This window comes from Microbacterium sp. 22195, from assembly GCF_052056515.1.
Taxonomy (GTDB): domain Bacteria; phylum Actinomycetota; class Actinomycetes; order Actinomycetales; family Microbacteriaceae; genus Microbacterium.
Genome location: NZ_JBQEPE010000005.1, coordinates 18,592 through 40,060 on the forward strand (window position 1 = coordinate 18,592; position 21,469 = coordinate 40,060).

The following is a 21,469-nucleotide window of genomic DNA, read 5'->3' on the forward strand; positions in this document are numbered from 1 at the left end:
GGCTATCCCCGCCGCACGCTCAGCAGGACTCCGTCCGCGATCCGGTACGGCGCGCCGGCGACCAGCGCGCCCGCCGAGCGTCGCAGGCGGGAGAACTCCGCGCGCACGGTGACCTGATGGTCGACGTCGCCGTGCAGGCGACGGCTGAGGTCGGCGGCCGTGACGCCGGCGGGACCGGCATCCGAGAGCAGGGCGAGCATGTCGGCGTGCCGCGGCGTGAGCGGCACGCGCCAGGTGGATGCGTCGGCCCGCACCTCGATGCACGCCTGCGCGCCCCTGAGGTCGAGCACCGCCACCACAGAGGTGTCCGCCGCGGGTCTGATCAGCCAGCCCTCCGGCAGGCGCTCGGGCACGCACACACCCAGTCCGGGCACGGCGAGGGTGCGATCCGCGTGCGGGACCTCGATCCGGTCGCGGGCGGACAGCCCCTGCTGCGCGGCGACCCAGCCGTGGTCGTCGACGACCAGCGCCGGTCCCTGCACGCCGGCCAGCAGAGGCTGCGCGGCCCTGCGCAGACGGTCCAGCCGCATGCTGTGCCGGCGCCAGAGCGATGCCTCGGCGATCCTCGCCGCCGCCGACACCAGCGCGCGGATGGCGGGATGCAGCGTCAGCGCGGGGCCGCTGACGTCCACGACGCCGAGCAGCGTCCCGTCGATCGGGTCGTGGATCGGCTCGGCGGTGCAGTACCAGGGCACCTGCGCGTTCTCGTAGTGTTCGGCCGAGAACAGCTGCACGGGCGCATCCTCGACGAGCGCGGTGCCGATCGCGTTGGTCCCCACGATGCTCTCCGTCCATCGCGCACCGTCCACGAAGCCGAGCCGATCGGCGTGCAGCTTCACCCTCGGCGCGCCGCTGCGCCACAGCACCACACCGTCGGCGTCCGTCACGACGACGAGATACGACGAGGCGTCGGCGGCGGCGAGCAGAGGGGCGCGCAGCTCGTCGATCACGTCGGACAGCCGCGAACGACGCCGCAGATCCTCCAGCGCCGAGGCTGCCATCGGCTCGACGCGGCGCACGGCATCGGCATCCACGCCCAGGCTCATCGTGCGGCGCCACGACCGCGCGACCACCTCCCGCGGGTCGTGCGGAGGCGCACTGCCGGAGAGCACAGCATCGTGCACGCGCACGAGACGGCGGGCGAGGTCTGCGAGATCAGGCGACGTTGCCATGGCGGGGAGCGTATCCCGGGCCACGTTGCAACACCGTGCAACGCTTCACGGCGCGAGCGCAGCCGAGTGCACTGTACGCATGACCCAACTCGATGAGCGGTCGGCGACGATGCCGACCATGACCGCATCCGACGATCCGGCCCGCACCTGGCTGGCGGCCTTCGAGGATGCCCTGCTCGCCCGCGATGTCGCGCGCGCCGCCGGGCTCTTTGCGGCGACCAGCTTCTGGCGCGATCTGATCGCCTTCTCCTGGAACATCACCACGGTCGAGAACCCCGCGGGCGTCGCCGACCTCCTCACCGCCACGCTCGAGGGCACCGCCCCGCACGGCTTCCGATTCACCGAGGAGCCCGAGACCGCCGACGGAGTGACGTCCGCCTGGTTCGAGTTCGAGACCGCGGTGGGCCGTGGCCGGGGTCTCGTCCGGATCGTCTACGAGGACGGCCCGAAGGCGTGGACGCTGCTGACCACCATGTACGAGCTCAAGGGCCACGAGGAGCCCCTGCGCGAGCGCCGCCCGAAGGGCGCCGAGCACGGGGCGCGACGCGACCGCGTGTCGTGGCTGGAGCGCCGCCAGGCCGAGGAGGCGTCGCTGGGCACCGAGACCCAGCCCTACGCGCTCGTGATCGGCGGCGGACAGGGCGGCATCGCGCTCGGCGCCAGGCTGCGCCAGCTCGGCGTCCCTGCGCTCGTGATCGACCGGCACCCGCGTCCTGGAGATCAGTGGCGCGGGCGCTACAAGTCGCTCTGCCTGCACGACCCGGTCTGGTACGACCACCTGCCGTACATCAAGTTCCCCGAGAACTGGCCCGTCTTCGCCCCGAAGGACAAGGTCGGCGACTGGCTGGAGTCCTACGTGAAGGTCATGGAGGTGCCGTACTGGTCGAACACGACCGCGACCTCAGCGGCCTTCGACGAGGCATCCGGCACCTGGACCGTCGAGATCGAGCGCGACGGGGCCCCGCTGACCCTGCATCCGACCCAGCTGGTCTTCGCGACGGGCATGTCGGGCAAGCCGAACGTGCCTGTCTTCCCCGGCCAGGACGTGTTCCGCGGCGAGCAGCAGCACTCGTCCCAGCATCCCGGCCCCGACGCCTACAGCGGCAGGAAGGTCGTCGTGATCGGGAGCAACAACTCGGCCTTCGACATCTGCGGGGCGCTGTGGGAGCACGGTGCGGACGTGACGATGGTGCAGCGCTCCTCGACGCACATCGTCAAGAGCGACACCCTGATGGACATCGGCCTCGGCGATCTGTACTCCGAGCGCGCTCTCGCCGCCGGCGTCACCACCGAGAAGGCCGACCTCATCTTCGCGTCGCTGCCCTACCGGATCATGCACGAGTTCCAGATCCCGCTGTACGACAAGATGCGCGAGCGCGACAAGGACTTCTACGACCGGATGACGGCGGCCGGATTCGACCTCGACTGGGGAGACGACGGCTCAGGCCTGTTCCTGAAGTACCTGCGGCGCGGCTCCGGCTACTACATCGACGTGGGCTCCGCCGAGCTGGTGGCCGACGGTGAGGTCAAGCTTGCGCACGGCGACGTCGACCACCTCACCGAGGATGCCGTGGTGCTGAAGGACGGCACCGTGCTCCCGGCGGACCTGGTCGTCTACGCCACCGGCTACGGCTCGATGAACGGCTGGGTGGCCGATCTCATCAGTCAGGATGTCGCCGACACCGTGGGAAAGTGCTGGGGGCTCGGCTCGGACACGACCAAGGATCCCGGCCCCTGGGAGGGCGAGCAGCGCAACATGTGGAAGCCGACGCAGCAGCCGAACCTCTGGTTCCACGGCGGCAATCTGCACCAGTCGCGGCACTACTCGCTGTACCTGGCGCTGCAGCTGAAGGCCAGGCACGCCGGCATCGACACCCCGGTGTACGGCCTGCAGCAGGTGCACCACCTGCGCTGAAGACCCGGATGGGCCCCGCTCCTCCGAGGAGCGGGGCCCATCCGTACCAGTGATCCCGCGGGGCTTGCACGGCCCCTGCGGGGATCCGGCTCAGGCCGGGACGACGACGTCCTCGCGGACGCGACGCGTCGCCTCGACGATGTTGCGCAGCGAGGCGACGGTCTCGTCGTAGCCGCGGGTCTTCAGACCGCAGTCCGGGTTGACCCAGAGCTGACGCAGCGGCAGCTCGTCGACCGCGCGGCGCAGCAGCGACTCGATCTCGTCGACGCTCGGCACGCGCGGCGAGTGGATGTCGTAGACGCCCGGGCCCACGCCGTGGTCGAAGCCGTACTCGGCGATGTCGGCGACGACCTCCATGCGGCTGCGAGCGGCCTCGATCGAGGTGACGTCGGCGTCCAGCGCGCGGATCGCGTCGATCACGACGCCGAACTCCGAGTAGCAGAGGTGCGTGTGCACCTGAGTGGCCGCCGCAGCGCCACCGGTGGCCAGGCGGAAGGAGTTCACGGACCAGTCCAGGTAGGCGGGCTGGTCGGCCTTCTTCAGCGGCAGCAGCTCCCGGAGGGCCGGCTCGTCGACCTGGATGATCGCGATGCCCGCGGCCTCGAGGTCAGTGATCTCGTCACGCAGGGCGAGAGCGACCTGGTTGGCGGTCTCCCCGAGCGGCTGGTCGTCGCGCACGAACGACCAGGCCAGGATCGTGACGGGACCGGTGAGCATGCCCTTGACGTGCTTGGCGCTCAGCGACTGGGCGTACGACGCCCAGGAGACGGTGATCGGCGCCGGACGCGACACGTCGCCCCACAGGATCGACGGGCGCGTGGCGCGTGAGCCGTAGGACTGCACCCAGCCGTTCTCGGTCACCGCGAAGCCGTCCAGGTTCTCGGCGAAGTACTGCACCATGTCGTTGCGCTCGGCCTCGCCGTGCACGAGCACGTCCAGCCCCAGGTCCTCCTGCAGCGCGACCACGCGGTCGATCTCCGCCTTGAGGAACGCCTCGTAGTCGTCCTGGGGCACCTCGCCGCGGCCGAACTGCGCGCGGGCGCGGCGGATGTCGGCGGTCTGCGGGAACGAGCCGATGGTGGTCAGCGGCAGCGCGGGCAGGTCCAGCGCCAGCTGGGCGGCCTCGCGGTCCGCGTAGGAGTCGCGGGAGAAGTCGGCCTCCGAGAGGGCGCGGGCGCGCACGGCGCCGTCACGCACGCCGGGGGCGTCGCGCCGGTCGGCGAGGGCGGCGGATGCCGCGTCCAGCTCCTCCGCGATCGCCTCGCGGCCCTCGGCGAGGCCGCGGGCGAGGGTGACGACCTGTCCGACCTTCTGGTCGGCGAAGGCGAGCCACGACACCAGGCGCGCGTCGAGCTTGGACTCGTCCTGCACGTCGTGCGGCACGTGCAGCAGCGAGGTGGAGGTGGATGCCGAGACGGATGCCGCGCCGAGCTCGCGCAGCGCCTCGAGCTTGGCGAAGGCGCCGGCCAGGTCCCCGCGCCAGATGTTGTGGCCGTCGATCACCCCGCCCACGATCGTCTTGCCCGCGAGGTCGGGCAGGGATGCCGGAACGGCACCGCGCACGAGGTCGATGGCGATCGCCTCGACGGGCGCCGCGGCGAGCACGGCGAGCGTCTCGTCGAGCGATGCGTAGGGAGCCGCCACGACGATCGACGGACGCTCGGTCGAGCCGCCGAGAGCCGCGAGCGCGCGCTGCGCGGCATCCGCCAGCTGGGCGGTCGTGGCCGGCAGCGACTCGCTGACCAGGGCCGGCTCGTCGAGCTGCACCCACTCGGCGCCGGCGGCCTTCAGCTTGGCGAGCAGCTCGGCGTACACGGCGACGACGTCGTCCAGGCGCGAGAGCGGGTCGAAGCCCTCGGGAGCGGCATCCGACGCCTTGGCCAGCGCGAGCAGCGTGACCGGGCCGACGATGACCGGGCGGGTGCGGAAGCCGGCCTCGGCCGCCTCGACGACCTCGCGGACCAGCCGGTCGCTGGAGAACGAGAACACGGTCTCCGGGCCGATCTCCGGCACCAGGTAGTGGTAGTTCGAGTCGAACCACTTGGTCATCTCGGCGGGGGCGCGGTCGCCCTCGCCACGGGCGACGGTGAAGTAGGCGGGCAGGCCGATGCTGCCGTCCTCGTCGCGCAGGTCCTCGAAGCGGGCCGGGATGGCGCCGACGGTGACGGCGGCGTCGAGCACCTGGTCGTAGAAGGACGAGGACTCCGGGATCGACGAGTCATCGCGGCCGAGTCCGAGCTCGGCGAGGCGCTCGCGGTTCGCGGCGCGCAGCTCTGCGGCGGCGGTCTCGAGCTGCTTCTCGTCGATGCGCCCGGCCCAGAACGCCTCGACGGCCTTCTTCAGCTCGCGGCGGCGTCCGATCCGGGGGTAGCCGAGGATCGTCCCGGCGGGGAAAGCGGTCATGGTGTTTCCTTTACTTCGTGGCTGGCGAAAGACATCGGTCGGCCAGGATGCCGGCCTGGGCGAGGACGTCCAGCACGGTCTCGTGCTGGTTGAAGGCGTAGAGATGCACACCCGGCGCGCCGCCCGCGACGACCTCCCGGGCGAGATCGGATGCCCAGTCGATGCCGATCTGGCGGCGTCCCTCCGCGGTGGGCTCGACCTCGAGCGCGATCGACAGCTCACCGGGCAGCTCCTCCCCGGTGAGCTCGAGCACGCGGGCGAGACGGCTCGGCGAGGTGATCGGCATGATGCCGGGCAGGATGGGGATCGTCACGCCCGCACGCCGCGCGCGCTCGACGAACGCGAGGTAGTGGTCGGGGTGGAAGAACAGCTGCGTGATGGCGAGCGTGGCGCCCGCCGCCTGCTTCGCGAGCAGCGCGTCGACGTGCTGGCTGCTGTAGGCGGAGCGCGGATGCCCGTTGGGGAAAGCCGCCACGGCGATGTTCACCCTGCGGCGCGGAGCGACGCGCACGGCACCCGGGTTCCCGGGCACGGGCGACTCCTCGTAGGGCGCCCGCTCGGCCTGCACCCGGTCGATCAGCTGCACCAGCTGCGCGGAGCTCTCCAGGTCGCCGAGGAACGACTCGCCCTCGCCCAGGCCCGCAGGCGGGTCGCCGCGCAGCGCGAGGAAGCTGAGGATGCCGGCATCCAGGAACTCGCGGATGAGCCGGGCCGCCCCCGCGTAGGTGTTGCCGACGCAGGTGAGGTGCGCGAGCGGCTCGACGTCGGTGCGGGTGCGGATGTAGCGCAGCACCTCCAGAGACCGCCCGCCGGTCGATCCCCCGGCGCCGTAGGTGACCGACAGGAAGTCGGGGCCGGCCTCGGCCAGCCGGTCGATCGTGTCGTGCAGCGCCTGCGCACTGGCGGTGGACCGCGGCGGGTACAGCTCGAAGGAGAACGGCACGCGATTCATGGCTGTCTCCTCACTGTTCCGGACGGGGCTGTTCCAGCACGGTAGAACGGCGACGCGGCCTGGTGCACACTGTGTGACGCCATGTGTCAGCGCCGGACACATGACGTCATCTGGATAGGCTCGAGCCATGACTCTGCCCTACGGTTCCTGGCCCTCGCCGTTCTCCGCCGCCGACGTCTCCTCGTCCGCGCCGCGGATCGACGGAGCACGCTTCGTGGGCGAGGAGATCTGGTGGGGCGAGTCGGTGCCCTCGCAGGGCGGACGGGTCACCGTCCGCAGCTCCTCGGGCGCCGAGGTCCTTCCCGAGCCGTGGAACGCGCGCTCCCGCGTGCACGAGTACGGCGGCGGGGCGTGGACCGCGGATGCCGACGGCACGCTGTACTTCGTGAACGCGGGCGACCAGCGCGTGTACCGGATGCCGCACGGCGGCGTCCCCGAGCCGCTGACAGCGCCCGGCCCGCAGCACGGCGGACTGTCGCTGCAGCAGGGACGGCTGTTCGCCGTGCGCGAGGATCTGCGCGGCGAGCAGCACTGGCGCGGCATCGCGGAGATCCCGACTGACGGATCGGCCGCCGACGACGACTCCCCCGCCTGGGTGTCCACGTACGGCTCGGGGTTCTACGCCCACCCGTCCCTGTCGCCGGACGGCACACGCCTGGCCTACGTGCAGTGGACGGAGCACCGGATGCCGTGGGAGCAGGCCGTCGTCTCGGTCGTGCACCTCGGATCGGGATCCGACACGACGATTCCCGCCCGCGCCGCTCTGCAGCCCGAGTGGCTCACCGACGACGAGCTGCTGTACGCCGACGACGCCACCGGACGGTGGAACCTGCACCTCGCGCGGCTCGGGGCGGACACGCCGCCGCCTGCGCCGACGCCGCCCGCCACGACGGAGACGTACGCCCTGGCCGACGCCGACACAGGTGGCGGACTGTGGGTGCTCGGCAACCGCTGGTACGGCGTCCTGGAGGACGGGCGGATCGTCGCGGTGCGCACGAACGGCGCCGACGAGATCGTCCTGATCGACCCGGACTCGGGCGAGGTCCGCCCGATCGACATCCCCGTGACCGGCGAGGCGAGCATCGACGACGTGTCTGGTTCCCGGGTGCTGATCTCGGGCGCGGGCGCCGGCGTGGACCGCGGGCTGTGGCGCGTGGACCTGGAGTCCGGCGAGACGACGGCGATCCGCGGGGGCGACCCGGTCGACTCCAGGTGGTTCCCCGTGGCCCGCCCGGTCACGTTCGAAGGCGCGCACGGCCCCGTGCACGCCTTCGACTACCGCCCGACGAACCCGGATGCGGCCGCCCCGGCGGACGAGCGGCCCCCGTACATCGTCATGGTGCACGGCGGGCCCACCGCGCACGTCTCGGGTGCGGCATCCGCGGCCTACGCCTACTGGACCAGCCGCGGCATCGGCGTGCTCGACGTGAACTACGGCGGCTCCACCGGCTACGGCCGCGCCTACCGCGAGCGGCTGGACGGGCAGTGGGGCGTGGTCGACGTGAACGACGTGATCGCCGCGGCGCGCGGGCTCGCCGATGCCGGACTCGCCGACCCCGCCCGCATCGCGATCAAGGGCGGCTCCGCCGGCGGCTGGACGGTGCTCTGCGCGCTGGTCCGCGGAGGCGCGTTCGGCGCGGGCGTCAGCCGGTACGGCGTCGCGGACCTGCGGATGCTGGCATCCGACACCCACGACTTCGAGAAGTTCTACCTGAACGGCCTGGTCGGCCCGCTCCCCGAGGCCGAGGACGTGTACATCGAGAGGTCGCCGCTCAGCCATGCGGAGCGCATCGACGTCCCCGTTCTGCTGCTGCAGGGTGCGGATGACAAGGTCGTGCCGCCCTCGCAGTCCGAGGCGATCCGCGACGCCCTGGCGGCGCGCGGCATCCCGCACGAGTACCTGCTGTTCGAGGGCGAGGGGCACGGCTTCCGCCGGGCGGAGACCATCGTCACGGCGCTGGAGGCGGAGCTGCGGTTCCTCGGCGAGACGTTCGGATTCTCGCCGGCCTGAGCGCAGCATCCGCACCTCGGCCCTGGGACCCTCCACTGGAGCCCGTCGAAGCGGCTAGCGTGATGGTCATGACGACGATGTCCACCCCGCAGCCCTGGCGAACCAACACGGTCGACGGCGTCCTGCGACGCACCGCCTCCCGCACTCCCGGCGCGATCGCCCTCCGCTTCGAAGGACGGGAGTGGACCTATCGCGATCTCGACGACGCGGTCACACGGGCCGCGGCGGGCCTGCGCGACCGCGGCCTCGCCGCCGGCGAGCGCGTGGTCACCTACGGCACGAACTCGGATGCCTATGTCATCGCGTTCCTCGCCATCGCGCGCGCGGGGCTAGTGCACGTCCCGGTCAACTACGCGCTGCACGGGGCCGAGCTCGCCTATCTGATCGCCCAGTCCGGAGCGAGAGCGGCGCTGGTCGACCCGCAGCTGCGCGAGCACTTCGACGCCGTCCGCACCGACACCGATGTCGAGATCGTCGTCGCTCTGCGCGACGAGGAGGACTCCTTCCTCGCGCGTGCGAGCGCCGGGGATGCCGTGGAGCTCCCCGCGGACGTGGACGGCGAGAGCCTGGTGCAGCTGCTCTACACATCCGGCACCACATCGCAGCCGAAGGGAGCGATGCTGACGCACTCGGCTCTCGTCGCCGAGTACTCGGCGGTGATCGTCGCGCTGGACCTCGCACCCGACGACGCGCCGCTGATCTGCATGCCGCTGTACCACTCGGCGGCCATGCACGTGTTCATGCTCCCCTATCTCGCCATCGGCGCGACCGTGCGGCTGCTCCCCGCGCCTGACATCCCCCGGATCCTCCGCACCGTCTCCGAGGAGAGGATCGGGTCGCTGTTCCTGGCTCCGACCGTGTGGGTTCCGCTCGCGAACCACCCCGACCTGGACGCCGCGGATCTCTCCTCGCTCGCCAAGGCGCAGTACGGTGCGTCGATCATGCCGGTCACCGTGTTGAACCGCCTGCGCGAGCGGTATCCGGCACTGGGCTTCTACAACTGCTTCGGACAGTCCGAGATCGGCCCGCTGGCGACCGTGCTCCGCCCGGAGGAGCACGAGGAGCGGCCCGCATCGGCGGGCCGCGCCATCCTGTTCGTCGAGACCCGTGTCGTCGACGAGAACGGGCAGGACGTGCCGGACGGCGTTCCCGGCGAGGTGCTGTACCGCTCACCGCAGCTGGCGCTGGGCTACTGGGACAAGCCCGAGGAGACCGCGGAGGCGTTCCGCGACGGCTGGTTCCACTCCGGTGACCTCGTGGTCCGTGACGAGGCCGGGTACCTGACGGTGGTCGACCGCATCAAGGACGCGATTAACACCGGCGGGATCATGGTCGCGTCCCGCGAGGTGGAGGATGCGATCTACACGCACCCCGCGGTGGCCGAGGTCGCGGTGATCGGCGTCCCCGACGAGCGGTGGATCGAGGCGATCGTCGCATGCGTGGTGCTCAAGCCGGATGCCGCGGTCGCGGAGGATGAGCTCATCGCGCATGTGAAGGATCGGCTCGCCTCGTTCAAGGTTCCGAAGGCCGTGCGGTTCATCGACGCGCTCCCCCGCAACCAGAGCGGGAAGATCCTCAAGCGGGAGCTGCGCGACGCGTAGCCCGGGGATCGGCGATCTCCGAGGTCATTCCCCCATGCGGTTTCGGGTGCGCATGGCGCGCTCGGCCTCGCGGGTGTCCTGGCGCTCGCGCAGGGTCTGGCGCTTGTCGTACTCGCGCTTGCCCTTCGCGAGAGCGATCTCGACCTTGGCCCGGCCGTCCGAGAAGTACAGCCGGAGCGGGATCAGCGTGTAGCCGCCGGCCGAGACGGCGTGCTCGAGCTTGTGGATCTCGTCGCGGTGCAGCAGCAGCTTGCGGATGCGCTTGGCCGAGTGGTTGGTCCAGTGCCCCTGGGAGTACTCCGGGATGTGCACGGCGTCGAGGAACGCCTCGCCGCCCTTGATGTACGCGTAGCCGTCGCTGAGGTTCGCGCGCCCCTGACGCAGCGACTTGACCTCGGTGCCGGTGAGCACGAGGCCCGCTTCGTACGACTTCTCGAGGTTGTAGTCGTGACGTGCGCGACGGTTGGTCGCGACGACCTTCTCACCGCGTTCCCTGGGCATGTTCTTCTCCTGACGATGGGACAGCCCACCAGCATATACCGGGTCAGGTGCGCAGCCAGCGACGGATCGCGAAGCCGGCAGACAGGGCCGACAGCAGGATGCCGATCCCGATCAGCACCGGGACGACGAACGCGGCCTGCTCCATGCCGACCAGGGGACGCATGAAGGGCACGCGGTCCGCGAGATAGCCCTCCACGCCGAAGTGGACGCCTGCGAGCACGGCCGCGCTGGCGAAGACCGAGCCGAGGAACGCGGCGAAGACACCCTCCAGCACGAACGGCGTCTGGATGGATCCGTTGGACGCGCCGACCAGACGCATGATCCCGATCTCCTTGCGCCTGGCATAGGCCGACAACCGGATGGTGGTGGCGATGAGCAGCACGGCCGCGATGAGCATGAGCACGGCAACGCCCACGGCGATGTACGTCGCGACCGTGAGGGCCGAGAACAGCGGGTCCAGCAGCTTGCGCTGGTCCTTGACCGCATCGACGCCGGCCTCGCCCGAGAACGCCTCCGTGATCACCTCGGACTGCTGAGGATCCTTCATCGTGACGCGGAAGTCCACCGAGGTGTTCTGCACGCCGATGACGCTGGCCTGCTCCTCGCCGAGCTGCGCCACGATGTCGTCGTACGCGTCCTCCTTGGACTGGAAGCGCACCGAGCTGATCAGCGGGGCGAGCGCGTCGCCCTCCAGGGCTTGCTTGACCTTGTCGATCTGCTCCTGGGTGGCCTCGCCGCCGACGCACGTCGACGAGGTCGACAGGGGCGAGCACATGTAGACCGTCACCTCGGCCTTCTCGCCCCAGTAGGCGCGCATCGTGCTGATCTGCGTCTGCATGAGGATGGCGGCGCCGACGAAGGTGAGCGACACGAAGGTGACGAGCACCACCGAGATGACCATGGAGAGGTTGCGACGCAGGCCTAGCAGGGCCTCGCCGACGATGAGTCCGAAGTTCATGAGGTCGGACCCACTTCCTCGTCGCCGCCGTCCGAGAGGCCGAGGCGATCGGCGACCCCCAGTTCGTCGACCTTCACGTCGGGGATGACGATCGGATTCGTGCGCGGGGTCGCCGCGGCATAGGGGTTCTCCTCCGGCGGAGCGGGCGGCACGACGTCCTCACGCTCGGCGGCGGGCGTCTCGGGCGCGCGCGTAGCAGCGGCATCCGGGGTGATGACGGGCGTCGCGACGGTCTGCCGCTGCACCTCCTGCACGGCGGTGAGCGCGGCCGCCGCGGCAGCGCCGGGGATCGATTCGGGCCGCAGGCGAGGGATGCTCGAGGTGTCGCCGTAGCCGCCGCCGAGCTCGTCGCGCACCATGACGCCCTCCTTGAGCTCGATCACGCGACGCTGCATCTGGTCGACGAACGCGGCCTCGTGGGTGGCCATCAGCACGGTGGTGCCGCCGGCGTTGATGCGCGCCAGCAGCTGCATGATGTCGACGGAGGTCGCGGGGTCCAGGTTTCCGGTCGGCTCGTCGGCGAGCAGCACCTTGGGACGGTTCACGATCGCGCGCGCGATCGCCACGCGCTGCTGCTCACCGCCGGAGAGCTCGTGCGGCATCCGCTTGGCCTTGCCGTCCAGCCCGACCAGCGCGAGCGCCTCGGGCACGGCCTGCTGGATGAAGCCGCGCGAGGTGCCGATCACCTGCAGCGAGAACGCGACGTTCTGGTAGACGGTCTTCGACGGCAGCAGCCGGAAGTCCTGGAACACCGAGCCGATGTGGCGACGGAAGTAGGGGACCTTGCGATTGGCGAGCGAGCGCAGATCGCGCCCGAGCACGGCGACGCGGCCCGTGGTGGGCACGTCCTCGCGGAGGATGAGTCGCAGGCAGCTCGACTTGCCGGAGCCGGAGGCGCCGACGAGGAACACGAACTCGCCGGCCTCGACATTGAAGTCGACATCGGAGAGGGCGGGGCGTTTGGTGCCGCGATAGCGCTTGGTGACGTTCTCGAACCGGATCATGGCCTTTCGAGCCTAAGCGCGGCCCGCCGTGGTCGGTTCAGCGACACTCGCCTGCGCTCAGTCCTCTTCCTTGCGCTTGCGCCAGCGGATGCCCGCCGAGATGAAGTCGTCGAGGTCTCCGTCGAACACGCTGGCCGGGTTGCCCGACTCGTGGCCGGTGCGCAGGTCCTTGACCAGCTGCTGGCCGTAGAGGAAGTAGGAGCGCATCTGGTCGCCCCAGCTGGCGGTGATGTTGCCCGCGAGCTCCTTCTTCTTCGCCGCTTCCTCCTCCTTCTGCAGCAGCAGCAGGCGGGTCTGCAGCACGCGCATGGCCGCGGCGCGGTTCTGGATCTGCGACTTCTCGTTCTGCATCGAGACGACGATGCCGGTGGGGAGGTGCGTGATGCGCACGGCGGAGTCGGTGGTGTTGACCGACTGGCCGCCGGGGCCGGAGGAGCGGAAGACGTCGACGCGGATGTCGCCCTCGGGGATGTCGACCTCGGTGGCCTCCTCCATCAGCGGGATGACCTCGACCGCGGCGAACGAGGTCTGGCGCTTGTCGGCGGAGCCGAACGGGCTGATGCGGGCCAGGCGGTGCGTGCCGGCCTCGACCGACAGGGTGCCGAAGGCGTAGGGGGCGGTGACCTCGAAGGTCGTCGACTTGATGCCGGCGCCCTCGGCGTAGGAGGTGTCCATCACCTTGACGGGGTATCCGTGCTGCTCGGCCCAGCGCAGGTACATGCGCATGAGCATCTCGGCGAAGTCGGTGGCGTCGTCGCCGCCGGCGCCCGAGCGGATCGTGATGATCGCGTTGCGGTCGTCGTACTCGCCGTCCAGCAGGGTCTGCACCTCGAGCTGGTTGATCGTCTCGGTCAGCGCGGCGAGCTCCTTGCGAGCCTCCTCGGCGGAGTCCTCGTCCTGCATCTCGTTGGCGAGCTCGACCAGCACGTCGAGATCGTCGAGGCGGCGCTCGACCTCGGTGACGCGCTTGAGGTCGGCCTGCTTGTGGCTGAGGGCGCTGGTGACCTTCTGCGCCTTCTCGGGGTCGTCCCAGAGGTCGGGCGCGCCGGCCTCTTCACTGAGCCGCGCGATGTCGGCGTTGAGGGAATCGACGTCGACGACCTCGCGGATGTCGCCGAAGGTGTGTCGCAGGGCCTGGATGTCGGCGGAGAGATCGAGTTCGAACATGGCACCCCAGCCTATCGCGCCGCGCGCATGATTCCGCGCCGCGCGGGCTAGCGTGAAGGGGTGAGTGACAGCGCAGGCAGCATCATCAGGCGGTTCGGACCCATGGTCTACATCCCCACGGTGCTGTTCGCGCTCGGCGAGGGGGCCGTGATCCCGCTGATCCCGGTGTTCGCCACCGAGCTCGGAGCCGATGTCCCGCTGGCAGCGCTCGTCGCCGCGATGCTCGTGGTCGGGCAGCTGTGCGGCAACCTTCCGGCAGGCTGGCTGGTGACGAAGATCGGCGAGCGGCTCACCATGGTCTACGCGGGCGTCGCCGCGATCCTCGCCGGAATCGGGATGCTCTGGGCGCCCTCACTGGGCTGGCTGACCGCCGCGGTGTTCCTGCTCGGCTTCTGCGCGGCGTCGTTCGGACTGGCGCGTCATGCGTTCATGACCACGCGGGTGCCGATCCGGTTCCGCGCCCGGATGCTGTCGCTGCTGGGCGGATGCTTCCGGTTCGGCGTGTTCGTGGGTCCGTTCGTGGCGGCGGGTCTGATCCAGCTCACGCGCACCGAGCACTCCACGGTGTGGTTCCTGCTGGGCTGCGTGGCCGTGCTGGTGGTGCTGGTGCTGTTCGGCCCCGATCCGGAGCGCACGATGCCCGCGCTGCTGAAGCCCACGGGCGCCGCGATCGCGGAGGACACCGGCGAGGTCGTCACGGGCTCGATCCCGGTGCGCGACCAGCGCGGCGTGTTCCGCACGATGTGGTTCTACCGCGGCGTGCTGTCGCGGCTCGGGATCTCGGCGGCCTGCCTGTCGGCGGTGCGCTCGGCGCGGCAGGTGGTCCTGCCGCTGTGGGGTGTCTCGCTCGGCCTCGACGCGACGACCATCGCCCTGGTCGTCGGCGTGTCCGGCGCGATCGACTTCGCCCTGTTCTACGCGAGCGGCCAGGTGATGGACCGGTTCGGGCGGATCTGGGCGGCGATGCCGGCGCTGCTGCTGATGGGCCTGGGCTTCACGGCCCTGTCGTTCACGCACGACCTGGACTCGGCACTGCTCTGGTACGGCCTGCTGGCCGCGGTGCTGGGTGTCGGGAACGGGCTCTCCAGCGGCATCCTGCTCACCTTCGGCGCGGACCTGGCCCCCGAGCGCGATCCTGCGACATTCCTGGGGTCGTGGCGGACGCTGACGGATGCCGGCGGCGCCCTGGCGCCGGTGCTGGTCTCGGCGATCACCGCGGCGGCGACGCTGTCGCTGGCCACCGGGCTGATGGGGGTGGTGGCGCTGGTCGGCGCGGCCGGCTTCCTGCGCTGGACGCCGAGGTACCTGCCGCGGCCTGAGCGGGACTGAGACTCAGCGCAGCGCGGTGCGGGTCGTGGCGGTGGCCTCGATAGGCACGCCGTCAGGCACGAACGGGGAGATCAGAGGCGGATGCCACACGGTGGCGACCGTGACCCGTGCAGAGACGCCGTCGGGCGTGCCGGCCGACACGAGCCGCGTCTCCGGCGAGACCGCGGTGACCACGGCATCCGCCTGCTCGCGCACCTTCTCGTCCGTGAGCTCGGCGCGCACGCTCCCCTCGGTCGCCTCGAGCGTGAAGCCGTCGGCGCCGGCGAGCGAAGCGGCGTCGGCGAGCGAGTCGAGCCGTTTCTGCGCGATGTACAGGTCGGTGGCGCAGACGCACGCGAAGACCACGGCGACGGCCAGCAGCATGTAGCCGAGGATCAGCGGCAGGATGCTGCCGTCCTCGTCATCGGCGAGCGCGCGGAGCCGGGCGATCATCCGCTCCCCCACAGCCGGGAGATCTTCTGCGCGGACTCCGCCTGCACGGGGATCGCGGCGATCCGGTCCAGCCCGAACAGGGGCGGCATGAACGGGAGGCTCACCCGCGTGGTGACGGTGACGATCACCGTGCTGCCCGCGGCGGGACAGGTGGCCGTCGCGGGCCGGCAGGCGATCCCGACCTCGACGGTGTCCTCGTCCATGCCGTACTCGCGGATCACGCTCTGCAGCACGGCTTCTCCGCGTGCGCCGGCGGTGGCAGCGTCCGGTGCCTGCCCGATGACGCGGGCGGTGTGGCGGGCCGCGGCCTCCGCGCCCAGGGTCTGCTCCTGGATGGCGCCCAGCATGAGGACGAGATAGACCAGCGGCACCAGCAGGAGCACGCCCACCGTGATGAACTCCAGTGCTGCGGAGCCGGTCTCATCCGACAGGATCCCCTGCTCGGCGGAGCCGCTCCGGGTGCCGGTGTGGCTCCGCTCAGTCGTCGCCGAACGATTCCACGGGTGCACGCGCTTCCACCTCCATCCCATAGGGCACGCCGATCAGGCCGAGCACCGGCAGTGAGGTGCGCACGCGGATCACGACGCTCTCGTGGCCCAGGCTCCGGTCCTGGCCGACCGACACGTCCCCGGCGTAGTCGCCGCCGACGGCACGGGTGATCACGGTGCGCGTGCGCTCCGCCCCCTCGTCCAGGGTGGTGTCCGCCAGCGCGGCGTAGTGCGCGCCCTCGACGGCCGCGTCGTGCACGACGTTGCGCACGTAGACGGCGAACGCGACCTGCAGCACCGAAAGGACCAGCGCGGTCAGCAGCGCACCGACGAGCACGAACTCGACGGGGCTGGAGCCGCGCTCGTCGGCGAGCGCTGCGGAGGGTCGCATGGGCGTCAGATGCCGGAGACGCGGGCGATCGCCTGCTGGAAGAGGTCGACGAGCGCCGGCCCCGCGACCGCCCAGATCACCACGACCAGCGCGGCGGTCATCAAGGTCACCAGCACCCAGCCCGGAACATCCCCGGTCTCGTCCTCGGCGAGCGTCCTGCCTGCGGTGAACCATCTCCTGAGCGTCGTCATGTCTGCTCCTCGTTCGTGTCTGTCTCGTGTCGGTCGTTGGTCGTGAGGCTCAGCCGAGGCCGAGCCGGAGGATGAAGAGGCCGGGGTAGATCGCGAAGAGGACGCTCAGCGGCAGGATCAGGAAGACCAGCGGCAGGAGCATCAGGATCTCCTTGTGGCCGGCCTGCTCGATGAGCACGCGCTTGGCCTCGTCTCTGGCGTCCGCGGCCTGGGAGTGCAGCACGGCGGCCAGCGGCGCACCATGCTCGAGCGCAGCGATGATCTGGTCGACCGCCCGCGTCAGGCCGGGCAGCTGCAGCCGGGTGGCGGTCTCGCCCAGCGCGTCGGCCAGTGGCGAACCGGTGTGCACCGCCAGCACGGCGTGCCGCAGCTCCTCGGTGAGCTCACCGGTGCCGATCCCGGACACTCGCCGCAGTGCATCCAGCAGCGACTCCCCCGCCGAGAGGCACAGCGCGAGGAACTCCAGGGTGGTGGGCAGTTCGTCGGCCAGCCGCGCCCGACGCGATCTCGCCCGTGCGGTTAGCTGCATGTCGTACGCGACAGCGACGCCGGCCGCGGAGAGCAGCGGCAGCAGAACGGCGGGCGGCGTCATGCGGCCGGCGACGGCGATCAGCACGACCAGCAGGGAGCCGGCGACGAGCCCGGCCACGCCACACGCCAGCTGACGTCCGCGGAAGGCAGCGGGGCTGAGCGGGGAACCGGCCTGTGCGAGGCGGAGCGCCAGCGCGTCGCCGCCGCCCAGCATCCGTTCGAACGCCGACTTCACGCGCTCCCACACCGTGCGACCGTGCACCGGCAGCATCCCGACGCGCGGCAGGATGCCGGAGGGCATGACCTCGTCGGGAACCACGTCACGCAGGTAGGGCGCGATGCGGCGGTCGAGCGGCAGGGCGCCCCAGCGCGGCAGCGCCGACAGCACGCCGAGCACGCCCAGCGCGAAGGCGCCGCCCAGCAGCACGGCGAGCGCGAGGTCGGTCACGGCACTCACCCGAACCACCTCGCAGGCTCGGCGAGGCGGCCGATGCGCAGCATGATCCGGTAGGCGACGAGCGAAACCGCAGCGCCCACGACGATGACGATCACGCCTTCCGTGCTGGCGTACGCCTCCCGTCCCTCCGGGCGCGACACCAGCAGCCCGAGGATCACCCACGGCGCGACCGCGCCGAGCACTGCGGCTCCGCGGATCCACGACTGCCGGGCCTCCACCTCGCCGCGCAGCGCGGCGTCCGCCCGCACCGACGAGGAGAGAGCCCGCAGCACTCCGGTCAGCTCGGTGCCACCCACCTGCCTGGCCATCCGCAGCGTCTCGATGATGCGGTCGGCGATGGGATCGGCGAGCGTGACCTTCAGCCGATCGAGGCTGGTCTCGAAACGCCCGGTCGCGCGCAGATCGCGGGCGAAGACCGCGAACGCGGGACGCACGGCCGAGGGCGCGGAATCGGCGAGGCTCGCCACGGCGTCGGGCAGGGACAGCCCGACGCGGATCGCCGCCACCAGCAGGTCGCAGACATCCGGCCACAGCTGTCTGCGCGCCTTGCGCAGACGAAGACGGCGGCCGCGCAGATACAGGACAGGAGCGGAGCCGGCCGCGAGCCCGGCCAGGAGCGCGAGCACCGGCAGACCGGTGAACAGCCATGCCAGTGCCGCTGCGACCAGCCCGACCCCGACCATCGTCACGACGAGTGTGCGCGTCGAGGTGCGCGAGAATCCTGCCTCCTCCAGCAGCCGTCGCAGCCGGCCGCGCTGCACCGCCCGCGGCGCCCGCTCCCGTGGCGGCCACAGCCACGGCGACGCGCACAGCAGCAGCCCGGCCCCGAGCACCGCACCGATCAGCAGCGTCATCTGGGCCCTTCCGCGCCATGGACCGGAACGGTCAGGATGCGACCGTCCGCGACCTGGCCGGTCGGCGAGACGACCTCGACGACGCGCCGCGACCCGTCGGGCTCCCGCCGGCAGTGCACCACGTACGAGATCGAGGTGGCCAGCGCCGGCGCGATGAACGCCCGATCGATGTTGCGCCCCGCGAGCAGCGGCAGGAGGGCGAGCTTCTCGAGTGCCTCGTCCGCGGAATTGGCGTGGATGGTTCCCGCCGACGGCACGCCGGTGTTCAAAGCCAGCACGAGATCGAGTGCCTCCGCATCGCGCACCTCGCCCACCACGATCCGGTCGGGGCGCATGCGCAGCGCCTCCTTGACGAGTCGCCGAAGCGTGATCTCGCCGGTGCCCTCCAGGCTCGCCTGCCGGCCCTGCAGCGCCACCACGTCGGGCCCCTCGACGGCCAGCTCGAAGGTCTCCTCCACCGTGATGATCCGCTGGCTGTCGGCGACGGATGCCAGCAGGGCGCCCAGCAGGGTCGTCTTGCCCGCGTGCGTGGCGCCGGAGACGATGATGCTCCGCCCCTCGAGCAGCGCTCCCCGGAGCAGTTCGGCGATGTGCGCCGGCACCGACCCCTGCGCGACCAGCGACTCCAGGGTGCGGTGCTGCGGCAGGAACTTCCTGATGTTCACCGCCCAGGAGCCGCGCACCACGTCCGCGATCGCCACGTGCAGACGGGAGCCGTCCGGCAGGGAGGCGTCGACGAAGGGCTGGCTGATGTCCACGCGACGGCCGGTGGACTGCAGCATCCGCTCCACGAGATCGCGGACGATGGCGTCCGTCAGCCGCAGATCCAGTCGCTCGGTCGCGCCGTCCCGCGCGACGAAGATGCGGTCGGGGCCGTTCAGCCAGATCTCCTCGATCTCCGGATCGTCCAGCAGGGGCTGCAGAGCTCCGAATCCGGAGACGGACGCCAGCACGTCCCGGATCAGCGCCGCCTCATCGTCGATGATCGCCTCGCCGCGCTGCAGGGCCAGGTCGTTGTGGCGCCGCACCTCGGTCTGCGCGATGTGCCTGGCCTCGTCCGGATGCGACGAGGGGTCGGTGTGCTCGAGGCGCAGGCGCCGCCGGACTCGCTCGGCGACGACCAGGGACGGATGACTCACGCGGGCATCATGACAGAATCCGCGAAACCCGCGTCAAAGTTATCCACAGCCCCACGGCTCGGCAGATGTACGGGAACCCGTAACCCTCCATCAGTAGACTTGCTGACGCGCGGGAGTGGTGGAATCGGTAGACACGCAGGATTTAGGTTCCTGTGCCCCTGGGCGTGTGGGTTCAAGTCCCATCTCCCGCACGCATCCCCTGTTCCATCCCCTGTTCCATCCGCCGCTGCACGACCGACGGGAACCTCTCTTGCTTCACTCGCTCATCCAGGCGCCGACAGCGCTGATCCCCTGGCTCGACCCGGCACACATCATCTCCGTCGCAGGTCCCTGGGCGCTGCTGGTCGTGTGCTTCATCATCTTCGCCGAGACGGGCCTCCTCATCGGCTTCCTGCTCCCCGGCGACACGCTGCTGATCATCGCGGGGCTGCTGACGCACACCAACAACGTGTTCGGCGTGAACATCTGGGTGGTGACGCTGCTGATCGCCCTCGCCGCGTTCGTGGGCGGCGAGGTCGGCTATCTCATCGGCCACAAGGGCGGCCCGGCGATCTTCGAGCGCAAGGAATCGGGGCTCTTCAGCCGCAAGAACGTCGAGCGCACCAACGCGTTCTTCGAGCGCTTCGGCGGCATCACGGTCATCCTGGCCCGCTTCGTACCGATCGTGCGCACGTTCGCGCCCGTCGCCGCGGGCGTGGGGCACATGCCCTGGAAGCGCTACTCCCTGTACAACCTGATCGGCGCGCTGCTGTGGGGCTTCGGGCTCACGATGGTGGGCTACCTGATCGCGTACATCCCGTGGATCCGCGACCTCGTCGTCGAGTACATCGACCTGATCCTGCTCGCCGCCGTCGCCGGCACCGCGGTGCTGACGCTGTGGCACTACCTCAGCGAGCGCCGCAAGGTGAAGAAGGAGGTGCGGGAGGGCGAGGCGTCCGCTCCCGCGACCACCGCGCTGCAGCTGGACCCCGAGGTCTTCGACCGCGCCCCCGACCTGGACGGCGACGGCAAGCACTGATCCCCGAGAAGGCGGGCTGACGGCGTCGCTCGCGACGGCGTCAGCCCGCCTTCTTGCGCCCGCCTGACTTCCCGGACTTCTCGGTGTCCTTCTTCCCGGCATCGTTCTTCCCACCGGCGCGTTCCGCCTTGGAGCGCTCGACGCTGGCGCGCAGCGCCTCCATCAGGTCGATGACCTCGCCACCGTCGCCCTCGCCCTCCTCGGCGAAGGTCTCGGCCGCGTCGAAGGTCTCGCCGGCCTTGATCTTCGCGTCGATGAGCGTGCGCAGCTCCTTCTGGTACTCGTCCACGAACGACTCCGGCTCGAAGTCGCTGGAGTAGCTGTCGACCAGCGATGCCGAGAGCTCGAGCTCCTTGTCGCTGATCTTCACGTCCTCGTCCAGCGACGGGAATGCCGCCTCGCGCACCTCGTCCGCCCACAGCAGCGTCTGCAGCACGAGCACGTCCCCCCGCACCCGCAGGGCGGCCAGGCGGGTCTTCTGCCGCAGCGTGAACCGCACGATCGCCGTGCGGTCGGTCTGCTCGAGGGTGCGGCGCAGCAGCACATAGGCCTTGGGCGACTTGGAGTCCGGTTCGAGGTAGTAGGCGCGGTCGAGGGTCAGCAGGTCGATCTGCTCGGTGGGCACGAACTCCACCACGTCGATCTCACGGCTCCTCTCGGCCGGCAGGGCGTCGAGGTCCTTCTTGGTGAGCACGACGGTCTGCCCGTCGTCGTCGACGTAGGCCCGGTCGATGTCCGCGTAGGGCACGGTCTCGCCGTCGATCTCGCACACGCGCTGGTAGCGGATGCGACCGCCGTCCTCCGCGTGCACCTGGTGCAGCGAGATGTCGTGATCCTCGGTCGCCGAATAGACCTTCACCGGCACGTTCACCAGGCCGAAGGTCACTGCGCCCTTCCAGATGCTCCTCATCACACAAGTATCACCAGTCACAGTGGTTCCGGCCAGGGGCTTGCG

Annotated in this window: 20 protein-coding genes and 1 tRNA gene; 6 read left to right on the forward strand and 15 right to left on the reverse strand. The window is 70.7% G+C overall.

Annotated features, from left to right (window positions below):
• Positions 1 to 2: 2 nt before the first annotated feature.
• Positions 3 to 1,172: a GAF domain-containing protein gene (locus ACTJJ4_RS14255; RefSeq protein WP_440943947.1), complete on the reverse strand. Its 1,170-nt coding sequence runs from the start codon at positions 1,170 to 1,172 to the stop codon at positions 3 to 5.
• Positions 1,173 to 1,251: 79 nt separating this feature from the next.
• Here ACTJJ4_RS14255 and ACTJJ4_RS14260 point away from each other — a divergent pair, with 79 nt between their 5' ends.
• Positions 1,252 to 3,087 carry a flavin-containing monooxygenase gene (locus ACTJJ4_RS14260; protein ID WP_440943948.1) on the forward strand — a complete coding sequence of 612 codons (1,836 nt, stop codon included), beginning with the start codon at positions 1,252 to 1,254 and terminating at the stop codon, positions 3,085 to 3,087.
• 90 nt (positions 3,088 to 3,177) lie between these two features.
• On the opposite strand, the gene metE is transcribed toward ACTJJ4_RS14260, so the two are convergent.
• Complete coding sequence (gene metE, locus ACTJJ4_RS14265; protein ID WP_440943949.1) at positions 3,178 to 5,490, reverse strand: 5-methyltetrahydropteroyltriglutamate--homocysteine S-methyltransferase; 2,313 nt, start codon at positions 5,488 to 5,490, stop codon at positions 3,178 to 3,180.
• A gap of 10 nt (positions 5,491 to 5,500) precedes the next feature.
• On the reverse strand, positions 5,501 to 6,442 hold the full coding sequence (locus ACTJJ4_RS14270) for a methylenetetrahydrofolate reductase (protein WP_440943950.1): 942 nt from the start codon (positions 6,440 to 6,442) through the stop codon (positions 5,501 to 5,503).
• Positions 6,443 to 6,569: 127 nt separating this feature from the next.
• On the opposite strand from ACTJJ4_RS14270, the gene ACTJJ4_RS14275 reads away from it, so the two are divergent.
• Positions 6,570 to 8,453: a prolyl oligopeptidase family serine peptidase gene (locus ACTJJ4_RS14275; protein WP_440943951.1), complete on the forward strand. Its 1,884-nt coding sequence runs from the start codon at positions 6,570 to 6,572 to the stop codon at positions 8,451 to 8,453.
• Positions 8,454 to 8,521: 68 nt separating this feature from the next.
• Complete coding sequence (locus tag ACTJJ4_RS14280) at positions 8,522 to 10,054, forward strand: fatty acyl-CoA synthetase (protein ID WP_440943952.1); 1,533 nt, start codon at positions 8,522 to 8,524, stop codon at positions 10,052 to 10,054.
• 24 nt (positions 10,055 to 10,078) lie between these two features.
• On the opposite strand, the gene smpB is transcribed toward ACTJJ4_RS14280, so the two are convergent.
• Genes smpB through prfB form a run of 4 tightly spaced genes read right to left on the reverse strand, consistent with a single transcriptional unit; the run spans position 10,079 to position 13,684 of the window.
• Complete coding sequence (smpB, locus tag ACTJJ4_RS14285; RefSeq protein WP_285635932.1) at positions 10,079 to 10,555, reverse strand: SsrA-binding protein SmpB; 477 nt, start codon at positions 10,553 to 10,555, stop codon at positions 10,079 to 10,081.
• 43 nt (positions 10,556 to 10,598) lie between these two features.
• Positions 10,599 to 11,513: a permease-like cell division protein FtsX gene (gene ftsX / locus ACTJJ4_RS14290; protein WP_292698612.1), complete on the reverse strand. Its 915-nt coding sequence runs from the start codon at positions 11,511 to 11,513 to the stop codon at positions 10,599 to 10,601.
• A complete protein-coding gene (ftsE, locus tag ACTJJ4_RS14295) occupies positions 11,510 to 12,517 on the reverse strand; it encodes a cell division ATP-binding protein FtsE (protein WP_440943953.1) in 1,008 nt (335 codons plus the stop codon). The genes ftsX and ftsE overlap by 4 nt, the downstream gene beginning before the upstream one ends.
• Positions 12,518 to 12,574: 57 nt before the next feature.
• Positions 12,575 to 13,684 carry a peptide chain release factor 2 gene (prfB, locus tag ACTJJ4_RS14300; RefSeq protein ID WP_292698616.1) on the reverse strand — a complete coding sequence of 370 codons (1,110 nt, stop codon included), beginning with the start codon at positions 13,682 to 13,684 and terminating at the stop codon, positions 12,575 to 12,577.
• 102 nt (positions 13,685 to 13,786) lie between these two features.
• Here prfB and ACTJJ4_RS14305 point away from each other — a divergent pair, with 102 nt between their 5' ends.
• Positions 13,787 to 15,013, forward strand: a complete 1,227-nt coding sequence (locus ACTJJ4_RS14305) for an MFS transporter (protein ID WP_440944165.1) — start codon at positions 13,787 to 13,789, stop codon at positions 15,011 to 15,013.
• Between the two features lie 3 nt (positions 15,014 to 15,016).
• On the opposite strand, the gene ACTJJ4_RS14310 is transcribed toward ACTJJ4_RS14305, so the two are convergent.
• The 7 genes from ACTJJ4_RS14310 to ACTJJ4_RS14340 are packed head-to-tail and all read right to left on the reverse strand — an operon-like array spanning position 15,017 to position 19,496.
• Positions 15,017 to 15,445, reverse strand: coding sequence for a pilus assembly protein TadG-related protein (locus ACTJJ4_RS14310; RefSeq protein WP_440943954.1), 429 nt, complete (start codon positions 15,443 to 15,445; stop codon positions 15,017 to 15,019).
• The gene (locus tag ACTJJ4_RS14315) at positions 15,442 to 15,954 is read right to left on the reverse strand and encodes a TadE family protein (RefSeq protein ID WP_440943955.1); all 513 of its coding nucleotides are present in this window, start codon (positions 15,952 to 15,954) and stop codon (positions 15,442 to 15,444) included. Before ACTJJ4_RS14315 ends, ACTJJ4_RS14310 begins: the two co-directional genes overlap by 4 nt.
• Positions 15,923 to 16,324 (reverse strand): TadE family protein, encoded by a 402-nt coding sequence (locus ACTJJ4_RS14320; RefSeq protein ID WP_440943956.1) that lies wholly within the window; start codon positions 16,322 to 16,324, stop codon positions 15,923 to 15,925. The genes ACTJJ4_RS14315 and ACTJJ4_RS14320 overlap by 32 nt, the downstream gene beginning before the upstream one ends.
• Before the next feature lie 5 nt (positions 16,325 to 16,329).
• Positions 16,330 to 16,515 (reverse strand): hypothetical protein, encoded by a 186-nt coding sequence (locus ACTJJ4_RS14325; RefSeq protein WP_292698626.1) that lies wholly within the window; start codon positions 16,513 to 16,515, stop codon positions 16,330 to 16,332.
• A 49-nt stretch (positions 16,516 to 16,564) separates the two neighbouring features.
• On the reverse strand, positions 16,565 to 17,503 hold the full coding sequence (locus ACTJJ4_RS14330) for a type II secretion system F family protein (protein ID WP_440943957.1): 939 nt from the start codon (positions 17,501 to 17,503) through the stop codon (positions 16,565 to 16,567).
• Complete coding sequence (locus ACTJJ4_RS14335; protein WP_440943958.1) at positions 17,500 to 18,357, reverse strand: type II secretion system F family protein; 858 nt, start codon at positions 18,355 to 18,357, stop codon at positions 17,500 to 17,502. The genes ACTJJ4_RS14330 and ACTJJ4_RS14335 overlap by 4 nt, the downstream gene beginning before the upstream one ends.
• Positions 18,354 to 19,496 (reverse strand): CpaF family protein, encoded by a 1,143-nt coding sequence (locus tag ACTJJ4_RS14340; RefSeq protein WP_440943959.1) that lies wholly within the window; start codon positions 19,494 to 19,496, stop codon positions 18,354 to 18,356. The genes ACTJJ4_RS14335 and ACTJJ4_RS14340 overlap by 4 nt, the downstream gene beginning before the upstream one ends.
• Before the next feature lie 109 nt (positions 19,497 to 19,605).
• Between ACTJJ4_RS14340 and ACTJJ4_RS14345 the strand changes: the two genes are divergently transcribed.
• Positions 19,606 to 19,687 (forward strand) — tRNA-Leu (locus ACTJJ4_RS14345).
• Positions 19,688 to 19,746: 59 nt separating this feature from the next.
• Positions 19,747 to 20,514: a DedA family protein gene (locus ACTJJ4_RS14350; RefSeq protein WP_440943960.1), complete on the forward strand. Its 768-nt coding sequence runs from the start codon at positions 19,747 to 19,749 to the stop codon at positions 20,512 to 20,514.
• A gap of 40 nt (positions 20,515 to 20,554) precedes the next feature.
• Here the strand turns inward: ACTJJ4_RS14350 and ku are convergent, their stop codons facing one another.
• A complete protein-coding gene (ku, locus tag ACTJJ4_RS14355; RefSeq protein ID WP_440943961.1) occupies positions 20,555 to 21,424 on the reverse strand; it encodes a non-homologous end joining protein Ku in 870 nt (289 codons plus the stop codon).
• Positions 21,425 to 21,469: the final 45 nt, after the last annotated feature.

Bases quoted from the DNA above. Each gene is read 5' to 3' on its own strand.
- ACTJJ4_RS14335 (WP_440943958.1), bottom strand. From the start codon at position 18,357: ATGACGCTGCTGATCGGTGCGGTGCTCGGGGCCGGGCTGCTGCTGTGC.
- ACTJJ4_RS14255 (WP_440943947.1), bottom strand. From the start codon at position 1,172: ATGGCAACGTCGCCTGATCTCGCAGACCTCGCCCGCCGTCTCGTGCGC.
- ftsX (WP_292698612.1), bottom strand. From the start codon at position 11,513: ATGAACTTCGGACTCATCGTCGGCGAGGCCCTGCTAGGCCTGCGTCGC.
- prfB (WP_292698616.1), bottom strand. From the start codon at position 13,684: ATGTTCGAACTCGATCTCTCCGCCGACATCCAGGCCCTGCGACACACC.
- ftsE (WP_440943953.1), bottom strand. From the start codon at position 12,517: ATGATCCGGTTCGAGAACGTCACCAAGCGCTATCGCGGCACCAAACGC.
- smpB (WP_285635932.1), bottom strand. From the start codon at position 10,555: ATGCCCAGGGAACGCGGTGAGAAGGTCGTCGCGACCAACCGTCGCGCA.
- ACTJJ4_RS14310 (WP_440943954.1), bottom strand. From the start codon at position 15,445: ATGATCGCCCGGCTCCGCGCGCTCGCCGATGACGAGGACGGCAGCATC.
- metE (WP_440943949.1), bottom strand. From the start codon at position 5,490: ATGACCGCTTTCCCCGCCGGGACGATCCTCGGCTACCCCCGGATCGGA.
- ACTJJ4_RS14325 (WP_292698626.1), bottom strand. From the start codon at position 16,515: ATGACGACGCTCAGGAGATGGTTCACCGCAGGCAGGACGCTCGCCGAG.
- ACTJJ4_RS14270 (WP_440943950.1), bottom strand. From the start codon at position 6,442: ATGAATCGCGTGCCGTTCTCCTTCGAGCTGTACCCGCCGCGGTCCACC.
- ACTJJ4_RS14275 (WP_440943951.1), top strand. From the start codon at position 6,570: ATGACTCTGCCCTACGGTTCCTGGCCCTCGCCGTTCTCCGCCGCCGAC.
- ACTJJ4_RS14320 (WP_440943956.1), bottom strand. From the start codon at position 16,324: ATGCGACCCTCCGCAGCGCTCGCCGACGAGCGCGGCTCCAGCCCCGTC.
- ku (WP_440943961.1), bottom strand. From the start codon at position 21,424: ATGAGGAGCATCTGGAAGGGCGCAGTGACCTTCGGCCTGGTGAACGTG.
- ACTJJ4_RS14305 (WP_440944165.1), top strand. From the start codon at position 13,787: ATGGTCTACATCCCCACGGTGCTGTTCGCGCTCGGCGAGGGGGCCGTG.
- ACTJJ4_RS14280 (WP_440943952.1), top strand. From the start codon at position 8,522: ATGACGACGATGTCCACCCCGCAGCCCTGGCGAACCAACACGGTCGAC.
- ACTJJ4_RS14260 (WP_440943948.1), top strand. From the start codon at position 1,252: ATGACCCAACTCGATGAGCGGTCGGCGACGATGCCGACCATGACCGCA.